The organism is Rahnella aquatilis CIP 78.65 = ATCC 33071 (genome assembly GCF_000241955.1).
Lineage (GTDB): Bacteria > Pseudomonadota > Gammaproteobacteria > Enterobacterales > Enterobacteriaceae > Rahnella > Rahnella aquatilis.
In genome coordinates this window covers 504,088-518,872 of sequence record NC_016818.1, presented here as the reverse complement: position 1 = coordinate 518,872, position 14,785 = coordinate 504,088, and the positions used below count along the sequence as shown (strand labels likewise).

15 protein-coding genes and 1 pseudogene are annotated in these 14,785 nt (G+C 48.4%); 6 read left to right on the top strand and 10 right to left on the bottom strand.

Going from position 1 to position 14,785, the window contains the following annotated elements; genetic code table 11:
- Position 1: 1 nt before the first annotated feature.
- The 3 genes from folP to rlmE form a co-directional block, all read right to left on the bottom strand.
- On the bottom strand, positions 2-841 hold the full coding sequence (gene folP, locus RAHAQ2_RS02440) for a dihydropteroate synthase (protein WP_014333698.1): 840 nt from the start codon (positions 839-841) through the stop codon (positions 2-4).
- 125 nt (positions 842-966) lie between these two features.
- A complete protein-coding gene (gene ftsH / locus RAHAQ2_RS02435; protein ID WP_037040633.1) occupies positions 967-2,910 on the bottom strand; it encodes an ATP-dependent zinc metalloprotease FtsH in 1,944 nt (647 codons plus the stop codon).
- 56 nt (positions 2,911-2,966) lie between these two features.
- Entirely contained in the window at positions 2,967-3,596 is a 630-nt protein-coding gene (rlmE, locus tag RAHAQ2_RS02430; RefSeq protein ID WP_014333696.1) for a 23S rRNA (uridine(2552)-2'-O)-methyltransferase RlmE, read from the bottom strand.
- 182 nt (positions 3,597-3,778) lie between these two features.
- Between rlmE and yhbY the strand changes: the two genes are divergently transcribed.
- On the top strand, positions 3,779-4,075 hold the full coding sequence (yhbY, locus tag RAHAQ2_RS02425) for a ribosome assembly RNA-binding protein YhbY (RefSeq protein ID WP_013573813.1): 297 nt from the start codon (positions 3,779-3,781) through the stop codon (positions 4,073-4,075).
- A gap of 180 nt (positions 4,076-4,255) precedes the next feature.
- Here the strand turns inward: yhbY and greA are convergent, their stop codons facing one another.
- Complete coding sequence (gene greA / locus RAHAQ2_RS02420; protein WP_014333695.1) at positions 4,256-4,732, bottom strand: transcription elongation factor GreA; 477 nt, start codon at positions 4,730-4,732, stop codon at positions 4,256-4,258.
- Between the two features lie 284 nt (positions 4,733-5,016).
- Here greA and dacB point away from each other — a divergent pair, with 284 nt between their 5' ends.
- From dacB to pmrB, 3 genes are read left to right on the top strand one after another with little or no spacing between them, the layout of a single operon-like run.
- Positions 5,017-6,450 (top strand): serine-type D-Ala-D-Ala carboxypeptidase, encoded by a 1,434-nt coding sequence (gene dacB, locus RAHAQ2_RS02415; RefSeq protein WP_014333694.1) that lies wholly within the window; start codon positions 5,017-5,019, stop codon positions 6,448-6,450.
- A 20-nt stretch (positions 6,451-6,470) separates the two neighbouring features.
- Positions 6,471-7,133 (top strand): two-component system response regulator PmrA, encoded by a 663-nt coding sequence (gene pmrA, locus RAHAQ2_RS02410; protein ID WP_014333693.1) that lies wholly within the window; start codon positions 6,471-6,473, stop codon positions 7,131-7,133.
- Positions 7,130-8,221, top strand: a complete 1,092-nt coding sequence (pmrB, locus tag RAHAQ2_RS02405) for a two-component system sensor histidine kinase PmrB (protein ID WP_014333692.1) — start codon at positions 7,130-7,132, stop codon at positions 8,219-8,221. Before pmrA ends, pmrB begins: the two co-directional genes overlap by 4 nt.
- A gap of 71 nt (positions 8,222-8,292) precedes the next feature.
- Here the strand turns inward: pmrB and cgtA are convergent, their stop codons facing one another.
- The 4 genes and pseudogenes from cgtA to rplU all read right to left on the bottom strand — a co-directional run bounded on the left by cgtA (position 8,293) and on the right by rplU (position 11,129).
- Positions 8,293-9,465, bottom strand: coding sequence for an Obg family GTPase CgtA (cgtA, locus tag RAHAQ2_RS02400; RefSeq protein WP_014333691.1), 1,173 nt, complete (start codon positions 9,463-9,465; stop codon positions 8,293-8,295).
- Positions 9,462-10,456 (bottom strand): annotated as a pseudogene (locus tag RAHAQ2_RS02395) (DMT family transporter). The gene cgtA and the pseudogene RAHAQ2_RS02395 overlap by 4 nt, the downstream one beginning before the upstream one ends.
- Before the next feature lie 85 nt (positions 10,457-10,541).
- Positions 10,542-10,799 (bottom strand): 50S ribosomal protein L27, encoded by a 258-nt coding sequence (gene rpmA, locus RAHAQ2_RS02390; RefSeq protein ID WP_013573805.1) that lies wholly within the window; start codon positions 10,797-10,799, stop codon positions 10,542-10,544.
- Positions 10,800-10,817: 18 nt separating this feature from the next.
- Positions 10,818-11,129: a 50S ribosomal protein L21 gene (rplU, locus tag RAHAQ2_RS02385; protein WP_013573804.1), complete on the bottom strand. Its 312-nt coding sequence runs from the start codon at positions 11,127-11,129 to the stop codon at positions 10,818-10,820.
- A 259-nt stretch (positions 11,130-11,388) separates the two neighbouring features.
- On the opposite strand from rplU, the gene ispB reads away from it, so the two are divergent.
- Complete coding sequence (ispB, locus tag RAHAQ2_RS02380) at positions 11,389-12,360, top strand: octaprenyl diphosphate synthase (RefSeq protein ID WP_014333689.1); 972 nt, start codon at positions 11,389-11,391, stop codon at positions 12,358-12,360.
- A 52-nt stretch (positions 12,361-12,412) separates the two neighbouring features.
- Here the strand turns inward: ispB and RAHAQ2_RS02375 are convergent, their stop codons facing one another.
- On the bottom strand, positions 12,413-12,772 hold the full coding sequence (locus tag RAHAQ2_RS02375; RefSeq protein ID WP_014333688.1) for a DNA-binding protein: 360 nt from the start codon (positions 12,770-12,772) through the stop codon (positions 12,413-12,415).
- Positions 12,773-13,432: 660 nt separating this feature from the next.
- Between RAHAQ2_RS02375 and RAHAQ2_RS24770 the strand changes: the two genes are divergently transcribed.
- The gene (locus RAHAQ2_RS24770; RefSeq protein ID WP_014333687.1) at positions 13,433-13,705 is read left to right on the top strand and encodes a helix-turn-helix domain-containing protein; all 273 of its coding nucleotides are present in this window, start codon (positions 13,433-13,435) and stop codon (positions 13,703-13,705) included.
- A gap of 45 nt (positions 13,706-13,750) precedes the next feature.
- Here RAHAQ2_RS24770 and mdh read toward each other — a convergent pair whose 3' ends face one another.
- Positions 13,751-14,689 carry a malate dehydrogenase gene (mdh, locus tag RAHAQ2_RS02370; RefSeq protein ID WP_014333686.1) on the bottom strand — a complete coding sequence of 313 codons (939 nt, stop codon included), beginning with the start codon at positions 14,687-14,689 and terminating at the stop codon, positions 13,751-13,753.
- Between the last annotated feature and the right edge of the window lie 96 nt (positions 14,690-14,785).

Here is a 14,785-nt window from a genome sequence, read left to right as displayed (position 1 = left end):
ATTAGTTTTTATCCCTTGCAGAAAGTGTCGCTTCCACGATACGCATCGCTTCAACGGTTTCTTTTACATCATGTACACGCACGATCTTAGCACCTTGCATGGCGGCAATTACAGCACAAGCAACACTTCCGGTAACCCGTTTCTCAGGGGAGACATGCAGAAGTTGCCCCACCATGGATTTCCTCGACATTCCCACTAACAATGGCATGCCAAAATGATGAAAATCAGCCAGCCGTGCGAGCAACTGATAGTTATGCTCCAAATTTTTACCGAAACCGAAGCCCGGGTCGAGCAGCAATTTATCTTTCGCAATGCCGGCGTTCACACAACGCGCAATTTGCTCAAAAAAATACTGATCCACCTGCACAACGACATCGTCGTAATGCGGGGCTTGCTGCATCGTTTTGGGTTCACCCTGCATATGCATCAGGCAAACAGGCAAACCTGTTTCGGCGGCGGCTTGTAGCGCACCGGGTTCCTGAAGTGAACGAATATCGTTGATCAGATGCATGCCTGCATTTGCCGCTTCGCAGATCACGGAGGCTTTTGAAGTATCGACGGAGATCCAGACATCGAAACGCCGCGCAATGGCTTCGACTACCGGCACCACACGGGCCAGTTCCTCATCTTCACTGACTTCTGCTGCACCAGGGCGGGTCGATTCACCGCCGATGTCGAGAATTGTCGCGCCTGCATCAACCATTGCCTGAGCATGTCTGAGGGCAAGATCAAGCGTATTATGTCGCCCGCCATCGGAAAATGAATCCGGGGTGACGTTCAGGATCCCCATAACCTGAGGGAAAGTGAGGTCCAACCTGGACTCTCTGGCTGTAAGATGCATAAATCACGTCCCTTCTGAGCAATCGATAAAGGCTTTTTCAAATTCCGAGGGAAAGAATGCACACATAAAAAACCCCGGGCAAGCCCGGGGTTGAGTGTTATCAGCATTATTTTCAAATCAGCCGCTTATTTGCCGCTGAATTGCTCAAACATCGTGTTGCCAGGATTCGGCGTACGAGGTTCGTCGACAGGCGTCGGCGCTTTTGGCGCACCACCGTCATTGGAATTGCTGTTACCGTTTTTGCCGTTAGCATCATCCCAGCCAGCTGGCGGGCGAACTTCAGTACGGTTCATCAGATCATCAATTTGCGGTGCATCAATGGTTTCATACTTCATCAGGGCATCTTTCATTGAATGAAGGATATCCATATTTTCCATCAGTAAAGTACGCGCACGAATATAGTTACGTTCAACCAGAGACTTAACTTCCTGATCGATGATACGTGCGGTTTCATCAGACATATGTTTAGCTTTCGCGACTGAACGACCGAGGAAGACTTCGCCTTCTTCTTCCGCATACAGCAACGGACCTAATTTTTCTGAGAAGCCCCACTGCGTAACCATATTACGGGCAATCGACGTGGCTACTTTGATGTCGTTAGACGCACCGGTAGACACTTTTTCCACACCGTAGATGATCTCTTCAGCAAGACGACCACCATATAAGGTAGAAATCTGACTTTCAAGTTTCTGACGACTGGCACTGATCGCATCACCTTCAGGCAGGAAGAAGGTCACACCTAATGCACGGCCACGAGGAATAATGGTCACTTTATGCACAGGATCATGTTCAGGAACCAGGCGGCCAATAATGGCATGGCCCGCTTCGTGATATGCGGTGGATTCTTTCTGCGATTCAGTCATCACCATGGAACGGCGCTCAGCACCCATCATGATTTTGTCTTTGGCTTTTTCGAACTCAACCATCGACACCACACGTTTATTACCACGGGCAGAGAACAATGCAGCTTCGTTGACCAGATTAGCAAGGTCTGCACCGGAGAAACCCGGTGTACCACGAGCAATCACAGAAGCATCAACATCCGTTGCCAGTGGAACACGGCGCATATGAACTTTAAGGATTTGTTCACGGCCACGAACATCTGGCAAACCTACAACAACCTGACGGTCGAAACGGCCCGGACGCAGTAAAGCGGGATCCAGAACATCCGGACGGTTTGTTGCGGCAATAACGATGATACCTTCGTTACCTTCGAAGCCATCCATCTCAACCAGCATCTGGTTCAGTGTTTGTTCACGTTCATCGTGACCCCCACCTAAACCTGCGCCACGTTGACGGCCAACGGCGTCAATTTCATCGATGAAGATGATACATGGAGCTGCTTTCTTCGCTTGTTCGAACATGTCACGCACACGTGATGCACCCACACCGACGAACATTTCAACGAAGTCAGAACCAGAAATGGTAAAGAACGGGACTTTAGCTTCGCCGGCAATCGCTTTAGCCAGCAAAGTTTTACCCGTACCCGGAGGACCCACCATCAGAACGCCTTTAGGAATTTTACCGCCCAGTTTCTGGAAACGGCTTGGTTCGCGCAGGTAATCTACCAGCTCGCTCACCTCTTCCTTCGCTTCGTCACAACCTGCAACGTCAGCAAAAGTGGTTTTGATTTGGTCTTCCGTCAACATGCGGGCTTTGCTTTTACCAAAGGACATTGCCCCTTTGCCACCGCCGCCCTGCATTTGCCGCATAAAGAATATCCAGACGCCAATCAGAAGCAGCATCGGGAACCATGAAATGAAGATAGTCGCCAGGAAACTCTGCTGTTCAGGCGGTTCTCCAACAACTTTCACGTTTTTGCTCAGCAGCGTATCCAGCAATTTAGGATCATTAACCGGAATATAGGTTGTGTATTTGCTGCTGTCTTTTTTGATAACGTCAATCGCACGTCCATTGATACGTACTTCACGGACCTGGTCTTGGGCCACTTCGGTTGTAAAGGTAGTATAATCTACCTTGTTACCATTAGATTCGCTGGGACCAAAACTCTGAAATACAGACATCAATACAACTGCGATGACTAACCAGAGGATCAGGTTCTTCGCCATGTCACTCAAGGGATTAACCTCATATTACAACTGTGTTAACAAACAGCGTTAGGGAACTACAGTTTCCGCCCTGTCGCTACGATGTACACTTCTCGCGAACGTGCTCGGGAAGCGTCTGGCTTACGAATCTTCACCTTCGTAAACAGGGAGCGAATTTCCCGCAGGTATTCATCAAAGCCATCTCCCTGAAACACCTTCACCAGGAAACTTCCGCCTGGTGCTAATACATCCCGACACATATCCAATGCTAATTCAACCAGATACATCGATTTTGGAATATCGACTGCCGGAGTACCGCTCATATTAGGGGCCATATCGGACATGACCACCTGAACCTTGTTTTCTCCCACGCGTTCGAGCAGCGCTTTGAGAACTAATTCATCACGAAAATCCCCCTGAAGGAAGTCGACTCCAACAATAGGATCCATAGGTAAAATATCACAGGCAATGATTCGCCCCTTGTTACCGATTTGCGTCACCACATACTGTGACCAACCGCCAGGTGCTGCCCCTAGATCAACGACTGTCATACCCGGTTTAAACAGCTTATCGCCTTGCTGTATTTCATCAAGTTTAAACCAGGCACGGGAACGCAGCCCTTTTTTCTGTGCCTGTAGCACATATTTATCGCTAAAGTGTTCCTGCAACCAGCGACTGGAACTTGCAGAACGCTTTTTATTAGACATTATTTAGTAACCATATAGTTTTCCAACCACCCTGAGTTAGAGCTTTTGGAACAAGCTGTTAGCATCATGACGTCTATGGCTAAGTCAGTATTATTCCCTCCCCGAAGCAGTCCGGGTTGGTGATATACATGAGATGGCGGTAGAATGACCCGTTTTCAATCCCAACTTAAGCAAAAAAGACGATGAATCTTAACAATAAACAAAAACAGTACCTGAAAGGCCTCGCGCATCCACTGAAACCGGTTGTTATGCTGGGCAACAACGGGCTGACTGAAGGTGTGCTCGCCGAAATCGAACAGGCGCTGCAACATCACGAACTGATCAAGGTTAAAGTCGCGGCAGAAGAACGCGAAACGAAGTCCTTGATCGTAGACGCAATTGTGCGTGAAACCAAGGCGTGTAATGTGCAAGTCATCGGCAATATGCTGGTACTTTATCGCCCTTCCACCGAAGACCGCAAAATTATCTTACCGCGTTAATCCATTAAGGTTTAACGAAAAGCGCTGTAGATTTTCGGAAAGGTGCCACGAAATCACGTTCAGGGGAAGGTCTGAGCAGGCCTTTTTACTTTAGTTTTCAATTTACGGTGAAGCAATTCACTGCATGAATGTGAGAATTACAGGGCGAAACGTCTCGTTTCGCCCTTTTTAATGCAGATTTTAGAGGTATTCGACCTTCAATACTTCAAACTCAACATCGCCGCCAGGCGTTTTGATAACAACAACATCATCCTGCTCTTTGCCGATCAAACCGCGGGCAATTGGGGAGTTAACAGAAATCAGATTTTGCTTAAAATCGGCTTCATCATCCCCCACGATGCGGTATTTCTGCTCTTCTTCAGTATCCAGATTCATTACGGTGACAGTAGCACCAAAAATCACCCGGCCAGTGACAGGCATCTTAGTCACATCAATGACCTGAGCATTTGAAAGCTTAGCTTCGATTTCCTGGATACGACCTTCACAAAAACCCTGCTGTTCGCGTGCAGCATGGTATTCAGCATTCTCTTTCAAATCGCCGTGCTCACGTGCGGTCGCGATATCAGAAATGATTTTCGGGCGACGAACGCTCTTCAGATGGTCCAGCTCTTCACGTAATCTTTCTGCGCCACGCAACGTCATCGGAATCGGTTTCATATATTCATTACCTCTAACTTGGTCCTTTCGGTAAACACCGTCCTGATTGAATCAGGTAAGAAATTAAGTCAGTTCTTTTGACCGACTCTCTCTGGCGAAAAACAAAAAAAACCTCACCCGGCGTTGCCACCAGGCCAGGAATCATTTCGCATTTTGATTCGTATTTTAACGTAGAGTTCCTTGAGGATCATCGTTTACTTTCAGCCACGTTGCGCCTTGGTTCGTAGCATCGTAGTATGGCACCACATTTATCCAGCCGTTACTCAGAGCCTTTACTCAAAATAATGCGTTTTTTACGAATTGTCAGTGGATTAGCATGCGCGTTTGTTCTGAATACAAATGCGGCTCAGATCGAAAATTACACAGAATATCTGCCTGATGGCACGAATCTGGCGGTGCTGGTACAGAAAATTGGCGCGCCTGCGCCTGCGATCGATTATCACGGTACCCAGATGGCGCTGCCTGCCAGCACCATGAAGATTCTGACGGCGCTGGCGGCGCTGTTGCAGTTAGGGCCTGATTTCCGCTTCACCACCACACTCGAAACGCCAGGTTCTGTTTCTGACGGCGTTCTTAAGGGAGATCTGGTCGCTCGTTTTTCAGGTGATCCGACCCTGAAGCGTCAGAATATTCGCAATATGGTCGCTGTTTTGAAAAAACAGGGCGTCAAAGAAATCACTGGTGATGTGGTCATTAACACGTCGGTGTTTGCAAGCCATGATAAAGCCCCCGGATGGCCATGGAACGACATCACACAATGTTTCAGCGCCCCGCCGGCTGCCGCGATTGTCGACAGAAACTGTTTCTCGGTATCTCTATATAGTGCGCCTAAACCTGACGAAAACGCGTTTATCCGCGTAGCCTCTTATTACCCGGTGCATATGTTCAGTGAAGTCCGCACGCTGGCAAAAGGTTCTCCGGATGCGCAGTATTGCGAACTGGACGTCGTGCCAGGTGAATACAACCGATACACCCTTACCGGTTGTCTGACCCAACGCAGCGAGCCTTTACCGCTGGCTTTCGCTATTCAGGATGGTGCCAGTTATGCCGGTGCGATTCTGAAAGACGAGCTTTTGCAGGCAGATATCCAGATTGACGGGACGCTGAAACGCCAGACTCAGCCGACCCCTGCGGGTACCGTACTGGCGCAAACACAATCAGCACCGCTGCACGATCTGCTGCATCAGATGCTTAAGAAATCAGACAATATGATCGCTGATACGGTCTTCCGTACAATGGGTCATCAGCGTTTTGGCGTACCGGGAACATGGCGGGCGGGTTCAGATGCTGTTCGTCAGATTTTGCGCCAAAAAGCAGGTGTGGATTTAGGGAACTCGATCCAGGTTGATGGTTCTGGGCTTTCACGCCATGATTTATTGTCACCGGCCACAATGATGCAGGTGCTGCAATACATCGCCCAGCACGATAAAGAATTAGATTTTATTTCGATGCTGCCTTTAGCTGGCCATGACGGGACCTTGCAGTATCGTGGCGGCCTTCATGAGGCAGGTGTTGACGGCAAAGTATCAGCAAAAACCGGCTCTCTGTCTGGCGTGTATAACCTGGCAGGTTTCATCACCACAGCCAGCGGACAGCGGATGGCCTTTGTGCAGTTCCTCTCAGGCTATGCGGTTCCCCCTGAAGATCAACGTACACGTCGTGCACCGCTGGTGCGCTTTGAAAGCCGTCTCTACAGGGATATCTACCAAAATAATTAACCACGGAGAAGTGCCAGACGATGAAGCTGCTGATAGTGGAAGATGATGAACTTTTACGGCAGGGATTAATGCTGGCACTTACCAGTGAAAATTATGCATGCGACTGCGCTTCTACTGCGGCTGAGGCGCAAAGCCTGATTCAGGCCAGCCAGTACAGTCTGGTGATCCTGGACTTAGGATTGCCAGATAAAGATGGCGCAACGTTGTTACGTCAGTGGCGACGTCAGAGCATTTCCCTGCCCGTCCTTATCCTTACAGCCCGTGATGCACTCGAAGACCGCGTCGATGGCCTGGATGCGGGTGCCGATGATTACCTGATTAAACCTTTTGCTTTAGTCGAATTACAGGCGCGTGTTCGGGCACTGATCCGCCGATACCAAGGGCAAAGCGACAACCAGATTTCCGTGGGCAACCTGAAAATTAATCTTTCCTCGCAGCAGGCTTACCTCGACGGCACGCCGGTAGAAGTGACACCCAAAGAATTCGCTATTTTGTCACGGCTGATGATGCGCGCAGGACAGACGGTGAATCGTGAATTGCTTCAGCAAGATCTCTATACCTGGCAGGATGATTTAGGCTCCAACACCCTCGAAGTGCATGTCCATAATCTGCGCCGTAAACTTGGTAAAGAAGTCATCAGAACCGTGCGCGGTATCGGCTACAGGCTGGAAATTATCGTATGACCAGTATGCGCCGCCGTCTGCTGGTTATGCTTGCGCTGATCCTGTTTGTAACTCAACTTACCAGTGTTTTCTGGCTCTGGCATGAGAGCCAGGAGCAAATTAACTTGCTGGTCAATGACACATTGTCGGTCAAAGTGCGCAATGCGCACGTAGAAAAGGAAATTGCGGAAGCTATTGCTTCACTGATTGCCCCTTCTTTGCTGATGATGAGCATTACACTGGTGTTATCATTCTGGGCCATCAGCTGGATTATTCGCCCTCTCAACCAGTTACAAAAGCGACTGGAAACCCGTTCGGCCGATAACCTCTCTCCCCTGCCACTCAACAGCGAAATCAGGGAAGTTGTGGCCGTGACGAATGCGCTGAATCAGCTATTTTCGCGACTCTCGACTACGATCCAGCAGGAACGACTGTTTACTGCCGATGCCGCTCACGAGTTACGCACTCCGCTGGCAGGCGTACGGCTACACCTTGAGATAATGCAAAAAAAGGGCGTGGAAGGCAGCGATACACTGATCAGTCGCATCGACTTGTTGATGCACACCATAGAACAGTTACTCATGCTTGCCCGCGCAGGACAGAATTTTGCGAAAGGGGAATATCAACAGGTTGATCTGATAAGTAATGTTATTAAACCACTCCGGGAAGAGCTGGGTGAAATGCTTAATGAACGTGGACAAACGCTGAAAGTAGAGATGCCACCGCATGCTGAAATTCAGGGGGATGCTGTGCTGCTACGTTTAATGGTGCGTAATCTGGTCGAGAATGCTTACCGCTACGGGCCGGAAAATAGTGAGATCAGCATTACGATTATGCAGCAGCAGAATGGCTTTCTGATACAGATAGATGATGCGGGCCCGGGCATTGATGAGACGAAAGCCAGCGAATTGACGCAGGCTTTCAGGCGTGTCGATCAGCGTTATGGCGGTAGCGGTCTGGGACTGAATATTGTCGTGAGAATTACACACCTGCATGGCGGTACGCTGACATTGCGAAATCGTACCGGCAACGCTGGACTCAGTGCACAGTGCTGGTTACCCGATATCGCGCTTCAAAGCTCACTGACACTCTCACCAGGCACCCGTTAAAACGCATTAACGACAGAGAAAAGGCTGCCAGAGGCAGCCTTTGTGTTGAGATGAAACGCTAATCCACAGGATTACCGTTCATAAATGATTTCGACACCTTCGTCGTCATCTTCATCCCAGTCATCATCCCAGTCGTCGTCGGCTTCAGATTCTACTTCTGCCAGTTGTTCACGGTGATAATCATCCCACATGAACTCAACTTTTTCTGGTGCTGATTCTTCAATCGCCATGTGTTTAGGATTTTCGTTGATAAATTTCATCACGTCCCAACACAATGCATTCACGCCTTCGCGGTTTGCAGCAGAAATTAGGTAATAATTACCTTCCCAGCCTAATGCATCAGCAATCGCTTTAGCGCGCGTTTCAGCCTCTTCTTTCTCGATCAGATCAACTTTATTGAACACTAACCAGCGCGGCTTTTCAGCCAGCTTGGCGTTGTATTGCTTGAGTTCATTGATGATAACTTTGGCATTTTCGATCGGATCAGATTCATCGATCGGCGCAATGTCGATCAGGTGCAGCAGAACGCGGCAACGCTCAAGGTGCTTCAGGAAGCGGATACCCAGACCCGCGCCTTCAGAAGCGCCTTCAATCAGACCGGGGATATCTGCAACCACGAAGCTTTGTTCATGATCCATACGTACGACACCGAGGCTTGGCACCAGCGTGGTAAACGGATAATCAGCAACTTTTGGCTTGGCAGCAGAGACTGAGCGGATAAAGGTCGATTTACCCGCGTTTGGCAGTCCCAGCATCCCCACATCGGCCAGCAGCATCAGCTCGAGTGCGATATCACGCTCTTCACCTTTGGTGCCCATGGTTTTCTGACGCGGTGAGCGGTTTACAGAAGATTTAAAACGGGTGTTACCCAGTCCATGAAAACCGCCTTTAGCGACCATATTAACCTGACCATTTTGGGTCATATCGGCCAGGACTTCGCCCGTACTTTGGTCAAGAACACGTGTTCCGACAGGCACTTTAATGGTGATATCTTTACCGCGTTTACCGGTACAGTCGCTGCTCTGACCGTTAGTACCGCGCTCAGCGCGATAAGATTTCACAAAGCGGAAATCGATCAGCGTATTGAGGTTCTCATCAGCAACCAGGTACACGTCGCCACCGTCGCCACCGTCGCCACCATCAGGACCGCCACGTGGAATGTATTTTTCGCGGCGGAAGCTGACGCACCCGTTACCGCCATCACCGGCCACAACCAGAATCGTGGCTTCATCAACAAACTTCATTTGTACCGTCTCCGTAAATCATTCGCCGGGCAGCTAAAGTTTAGCTACCAGGTTTTGCTCTGTCCGACGTGACCACCATCGATGGCCAATTGCGGAAAACATTGCACCCGCCACCACCACAAATGCCCCCCAGATAACCAATGAAATTAAGCACTGGTGCAGCAAAAAAGTCAGGCCAGGCAAGTGCCAATAAATCTGAAAATAGCAGGGTAAACAGCGGAGTAAGTGTCACTAAAGCACTCACCTGAGCCGCCTGCCATCTCGCCATCGCTTCCGCTAAGGCGCCATATCCCACTAAGGTATTCGCGCCGCAAAACAACAGACAGGCAAACTGCCAGCCGCTGAGCTGTGAAAGCACCGCCGGGCTGGCCAGCGGGAGCAATGCGATAGAACATAAAGTGTACAGCAAAAACAGGATTTGCGGTGAAGCCAGTTGACGCAGTAAAACCTTTTGCGCCACACCGTATATCACCCAAACCGTTGCTGCCCCGACGCCGAAAATCACACCCAAAGTGTAATCCGTCAGACGGGTAAAAATTTCAATCAGGCTGGTATTGAAAAACAAGATGAGCCCGAAAATTAACATACTGGCGCCAATGACCTGCGTGACGCGCATCCTTTCTTTCAGGATGATAACGCTGGCCACCATCATACCGACCGGAGAAAGCTGGCCGATAACCTGAGAAGCCGTCGGGCTAAGAAATTGCAAAGAAGAACTGAAAAGAACAAAGTTCCCCAGCAATCCGCAGGTCGCAATCAGCACTAAAACCAGCCAGCGTGGTCGGCTGAAAATCACTCCCGGCGGCAGCCTTCGCCTTATAGCCAAAATGCAGCCAAGCACAACGGCCGCCATAGAAAACCGATACCAAACCACAGTAAAGGGATCCATCACCACCAGCACTTGCTTCATGGCAATAGGCAAAGAGCCCCAGCTCATAGCAGTAATCAGTGCCAACAGAATCCCGACAGGTGCCTGCGATTTCGTGTCCATATCCCGCCAGAATGGGCTAATCAGAATGTAAAAAGCCCCGCAACGAATTGCGGGGCTTACATCTATTTACTAAGACGCGAAAAACTTATTCAGCTTCGATGCTGATGTACTTACGGTTTTTCGGGCCTTTAACTTCGAACTTGACTTTACCGTCAGCCAAAGCAAACAGAGTGTGGTCCTTGCCGCAACCCACGTTGATACCCGCGTGGAATTTTGTGCCGCGCTGACGAACGATGATGCTGCCTGCCAGTACTGCTTCGCCGCCAAAGCGTTTTACGCCCAGACGTTTAGCTTCTGAATCGCGACCGTTACGTGTGGAGCCGCCAGCCTTTTTGTGTGCCATTGTTCCGCTCTCCTAATCTTAAGCGCTGATGCCGGTGATTTTAACGTCAGTGAACCACTGACGGTGGCCCTGCTGCTTACGATAGTGTTTACGACGACGAAACTTAACGATTTTGACCTTTTCGCCACGACCGTGAGCAACGACTTCAGCTTTAATTACACCGCCAGCAACTAAAGGCAGGCCGATGTTGATTTCTTCACCGTTTGCAATCATCAGAACCTGATCGAATTCGATAGCTTCGCCAGTTGCAACGTCCAGCTTCTCCAGACGAATCGTCTGTCCTTCGCTGACACGGTGTTGTTTACCACCACTTTGGAAAACCGCGTACATATAAAACTCCGCTTTCCGCGCACTCAACTTTGTATAGTCCAGAGGGCGCTATAAATATTCACAATAGGGCGCGAATTCTACGCAAAAAATCAGCATAAGACAAGAGCACAATGACGACAAAAGAAGAAAAAAAACGCAGTTCTTCCGATAGCATTTATCTACACTGTTTTTCAAGTACAATCCCCTTTACAGTTAGCGCCATGTGCCAATGTGAGCCAGGCCTCATTGCGGTGAAGAGAACAACAGCTGAAAAAACACAATGAACCTAGAACAGATTATTGATCTTACCCAGGACGACATGGCTGCAGTCAACGCATCCATCCTTGAACAGTTGAATTCAGAGGTTTCTCTCATCAATCAACTGGGATATTACATCATCAGTGGCGGCGGCAAACGTATCCGCCCGATGATAGCAGTACTGGCAGCCAAAGCACTATCCTACGAGGGCGATAAACACATCAAAGTCGCCGCTCTGATTGAGTTTATTCATACGGCCACACTGTTACATGACGATGTGGTTGACGAATCAGATATGCGTCGGGGAAAAGCCACTGCGAACGCGGCATTTGGCAATGCCGCCAGCGTACTGGTCGGCGATTTTATCTATACCCGTGCGTTTCAGATGATGACAGATCTGGAGTCGCTTCCTGTTCTTGCTCTGATGGCAAAAGCGGTGAACGTGATTGCAGAAGGTGAAGTGCAGCAATTGATAAATTGCAATGATCCTGACATCACAGAAACAAGTTATATGCAGGTGATTTACAGCAAAACCGCGCGTCTTTTTGAAGCCGCAGCGCAAGCCTCTGCCATGCTGGCGGATGGAAACAGTCAGCAGATTAAGGCCTTACAGGATTATGGTCGTTATCTGGGCACCGCTTTCCAACTGATTGATGATTTGCTCGATTATGATGCTGATGGCGAAACGCTGGGCAAAAACACCGGCGATGATCTTGATGAAGGGAAACCGACATTGCCCCTTTTACATGCAATGCAGCATGGTGATGCTGAACAATCCGCAATGATCCGCAAAGCTATCGAAGAAGGTAACGGGCGCCATTTACTGGAACCTGTGCTGGCGGCAATGCATCAATGGGGCTCTCTGGCTTACACCCGCCAGCGTGCCGAAGAAGAAGCTGATAAAGCCATCCAGGCGCTTCAGGTACTTCCGGCGTCCGAATATCGCTCTGCGCTTGAAGGCCTCGCGCATATGTCTGTAAAACGCGATTTCTGATATTTGCCTGCCGTGCCTGCCAGAATAAGCAGGCGCGACAGGTATTATTGCACTAGTTTTTTTCAGGCTCACGTAATCGGCTGAGCAACTCAGATATCCCTTCTCTCACAATGAATGAGATCATTGTTTCACGTTCAGGCTCTTTAAGTTGCTTATAACTTTCGATCCAGATCGCCAGCGGATCCTGATGTGACGTGTAAACATATTCAGCAGAACGCTCATTCATCGATAAACTGGCGGCGGCATTGCCGGGCAAGCTGTCGATGTGATATTCCACTGCACGTCCCTGTACGCCCAGCCTGCGGCGTTTAATCCAGCACAATCTGCGAGCCATCCCATGTATACCTTGGGTTGACGTCGGCAGTCCTTCCTTTCCGGTCAGTTCCTTTGCTGCAAACCACTCTTTTTTCATAACATTCCTTGTTTCTTATTAAGTAAGTAAGAAAGATTGTTGTTATACATCCATGAGGGTAATGCCGATATTTTTCTGGTAATGAGCGTTTATATAAAAGGTGGTATTAACATAAGTCATTTAGAAAAACACCTATTTGACAGAAAGAAGATATTCAATTTTTTGGAGTGAGTCTATAGATGTATGCAAATGCTTCCATGAATTATGTTTATCAACAGCCGGGTGGGCTGATTAAATTTTTTTTCGGAAACCCGTTTAAATAAAATTTTAAACGAAAATAAGAATAAAATTAAAAAAACATAATTATAACAAAGAGATAGTCACATAAAAAAGCAATAAAAATCGCCTAAAATCATAATAAAAACAACCGAAATTCAATTGGTTAATTAATAAGATCAATATATTAGTTCAAAAAAAACACATGTCAGTTACGTTTTCACTTTAAAAGAATACAATAATAAATTTATAAACTGACACAAATCACAAAAAGCAAAAGGAATTTACTTGTTTGTCTAAATCAAAATAAGAATGTATTTTCTAAATAAGTAAAATAATGGATTTTAGGAAACATTGATATGACTTATATAAATAGTATAAGTCGTCTTGAATGCTATGTTTAATAGTGTATTTATCGAAAATCATTTGCAGAAGGAAGATATCATGATGACAAGGAATGAAGACTGGCACCAGGCAGATATTATTGCCGCATTGAGAAAGAAGGGCACCACACTCGCAGCTGTATCACGATCAGCGGGCCTGAGTTCTTCGACACTTTCAAACGCATTATCACGGCCATGGCCAAAAGGAGAACAGCTTATCGCAGGCGCTTTGGGTATCCATCCCTCACTGATCTGGCCTAGCCGGTATTTTGATCCCAAAACCTCGCAAATCATTGAACGCCGTTGCCGCCCGACCAATGAAACACCGCGTTAAGAAAAGCAAAAGCCGCCAGTTAACCCCGGCGGCTTTGTTCAATGATCACTTATTAATAAACTGTTCACCGAGCTCAATATCTTTGCGAAGAATATCCAGCATCGAATCCAGCGATTGTTGCTCAAAAGCGCTCAGCTGACCGATGTCGATAAGCTCCGCGATACCATTTTGACCTAACAGAACCGGTTGTGCGAAAAATCGCGCATAATCGCCTTTACCTTCAACATAGGCACATTCCACGACATTCCTTTCACCTTGCATCGCCCGCACCAGTGAAAGTCCGAAGCGTGCCGCCGCCTGACCCATTGAAAGCGTGGCAGAACCGCCACCGGCTTTGGCTTCCACCACTTCAGTCCCGGCATTCTGAATACGCTGAGTCAATGCAGCGATCTCGCTTTCAGTGAAAGAGACATCTGAGATCTGGGATAATAAAGGCAGGATCGTCACACCGGAGTGCCCGCCAATAACCGGCACTTCGATCTCTTCAGGTTGCTTACCCTTCAGCTCTGCCACGAAAGTATTGGAGCGGATGGTGTCCAGAGTCGTTACACCGAACAGTTTGTTTTTGTCATAGACGCCTGCATTTTTCAATACTTCAGCAGCAATCGCGACCGTAGTATTTACCGGGTTAGTGATGATACCAATGCTGGCCTTCGGACAGGTACTGGCAACTTGCTGGATCAGATTGCGCACAATTCCGGCATTCACATTAAACAGATCCGAGCGGTCCATACCCGGTTTGCGTGCCACCCCCGCAGAAATCAGGACGATGTCAGCCCCTTCCAGCGCTGGTTTAGCATCTTCACCACAGAAACCTTTAATTTTGACCGCGGTAGGGATATGGCTGAGATCGACGGCGACACCTGGAGTTACCGGTGCGATATCATATAATGAGAGTTCGGAACCGGAAGGTAGCTGGGTCTTGAGCAGAAGCGCGAGGGCCTGACCGATACCACCCGCAGCACCTAGAACTGCAACTTTCATCCTATACTCCTTTTTTATCATTAACTTATAAGTGTCGTGGAATTAATTGGGTGTGACCTTAATCACTTACGCTGTTAAAAACAATCGCTCACCTGC

Coding starts and splice junctions, on each gene's coding strand:
- yhbY (WP_013573813.1), top strand. CDS start 3,779: ATGAATCTTAACAATAAACAAAAACAGTACCTGAAAGGCCTCGCGCAT.
- RAHAQ2_RS02375 (WP_014333688.1), bottom strand. CDS start 12,772: ATGAAAAAAGAGTGGTTTGCAGCAAAGGAACTGACCGGAAAGGAAGGA.
- pmrA (WP_014333693.1), top strand. CDS start 6,471: ATGAAGCTGCTGATAGTGGAAGATGATGAACTTTTACGGCAGGGATTA.
- rlmE (WP_014333696.1), bottom strand. CDS start 3,596: ATGTCTAATAAAAAGCGTTCTGCAAGTTCCAGTCGCTGGTTGCAGGAA.
- folP (WP_014333698.1), bottom strand. CDS start 841: ATGCATCTTACAGCCAGAGAGTCCAGGTTGGACCTCACTTTCCCTCAG.
- rpmA (WP_013573805.1), bottom strand. CDS start 10,799: ATGGCACACAAAAAGGCTGGCGGCTCCACACGTAACGGTCGCGATTCA.
- ftsH (WP_037040633.1), bottom strand. CDS start 2,910: ATGGCGAAGAACCTGATCCTCTGGTTAGTCATCGCAGTTGTATTGATG.
- mdh (WP_014333686.1), bottom strand. CDS start 14,689: ATGAAAGTTGCAGTTCTAGGTGCTGCGGGTGGTATCGGTCAGGCCCTC.
- dacB (WP_014333694.1), top strand. CDS start 5,017: ATGCGTTTTTTACGAATTGTCAGTGGATTAGCATGCGCGTTTGTTCTG.
- greA (WP_014333695.1), bottom strand. CDS start 4,732: ATGAAACCGATTCCGATGACGTTGCGTGGCGCAGAAAGATTACGTGAA.
- pmrB (WP_014333692.1), top strand. CDS start 7,130: ATGACCAGTATGCGCCGCCGTCTGCTGGTTATGCTTGCGCTGATCCTG.
- RAHAQ2_RS24770 (WP_014333687.1), top strand. CDS start 13,433: ATGATGACAAGGAATGAAGACTGGCACCAGGCAGATATTATTGCCGCA.
- rplU (WP_013573804.1), bottom strand. CDS start 11,129: ATGTACGCGGTTTTCCAAAGTGGTGGTAAACAACACCGTGTCAGCGAA.
- cgtA (WP_014333691.1), bottom strand. CDS start 9,465: ATGAAGTTTGTTGATGAAGCCACGATTCTGGTTGTGGCCGGTGATGGC.
- ispB (WP_014333689.1), top strand. CDS start 11,389: ATGAACCTAGAACAGATTATTGATCTTACCCAGGACGACATGGCTGCA.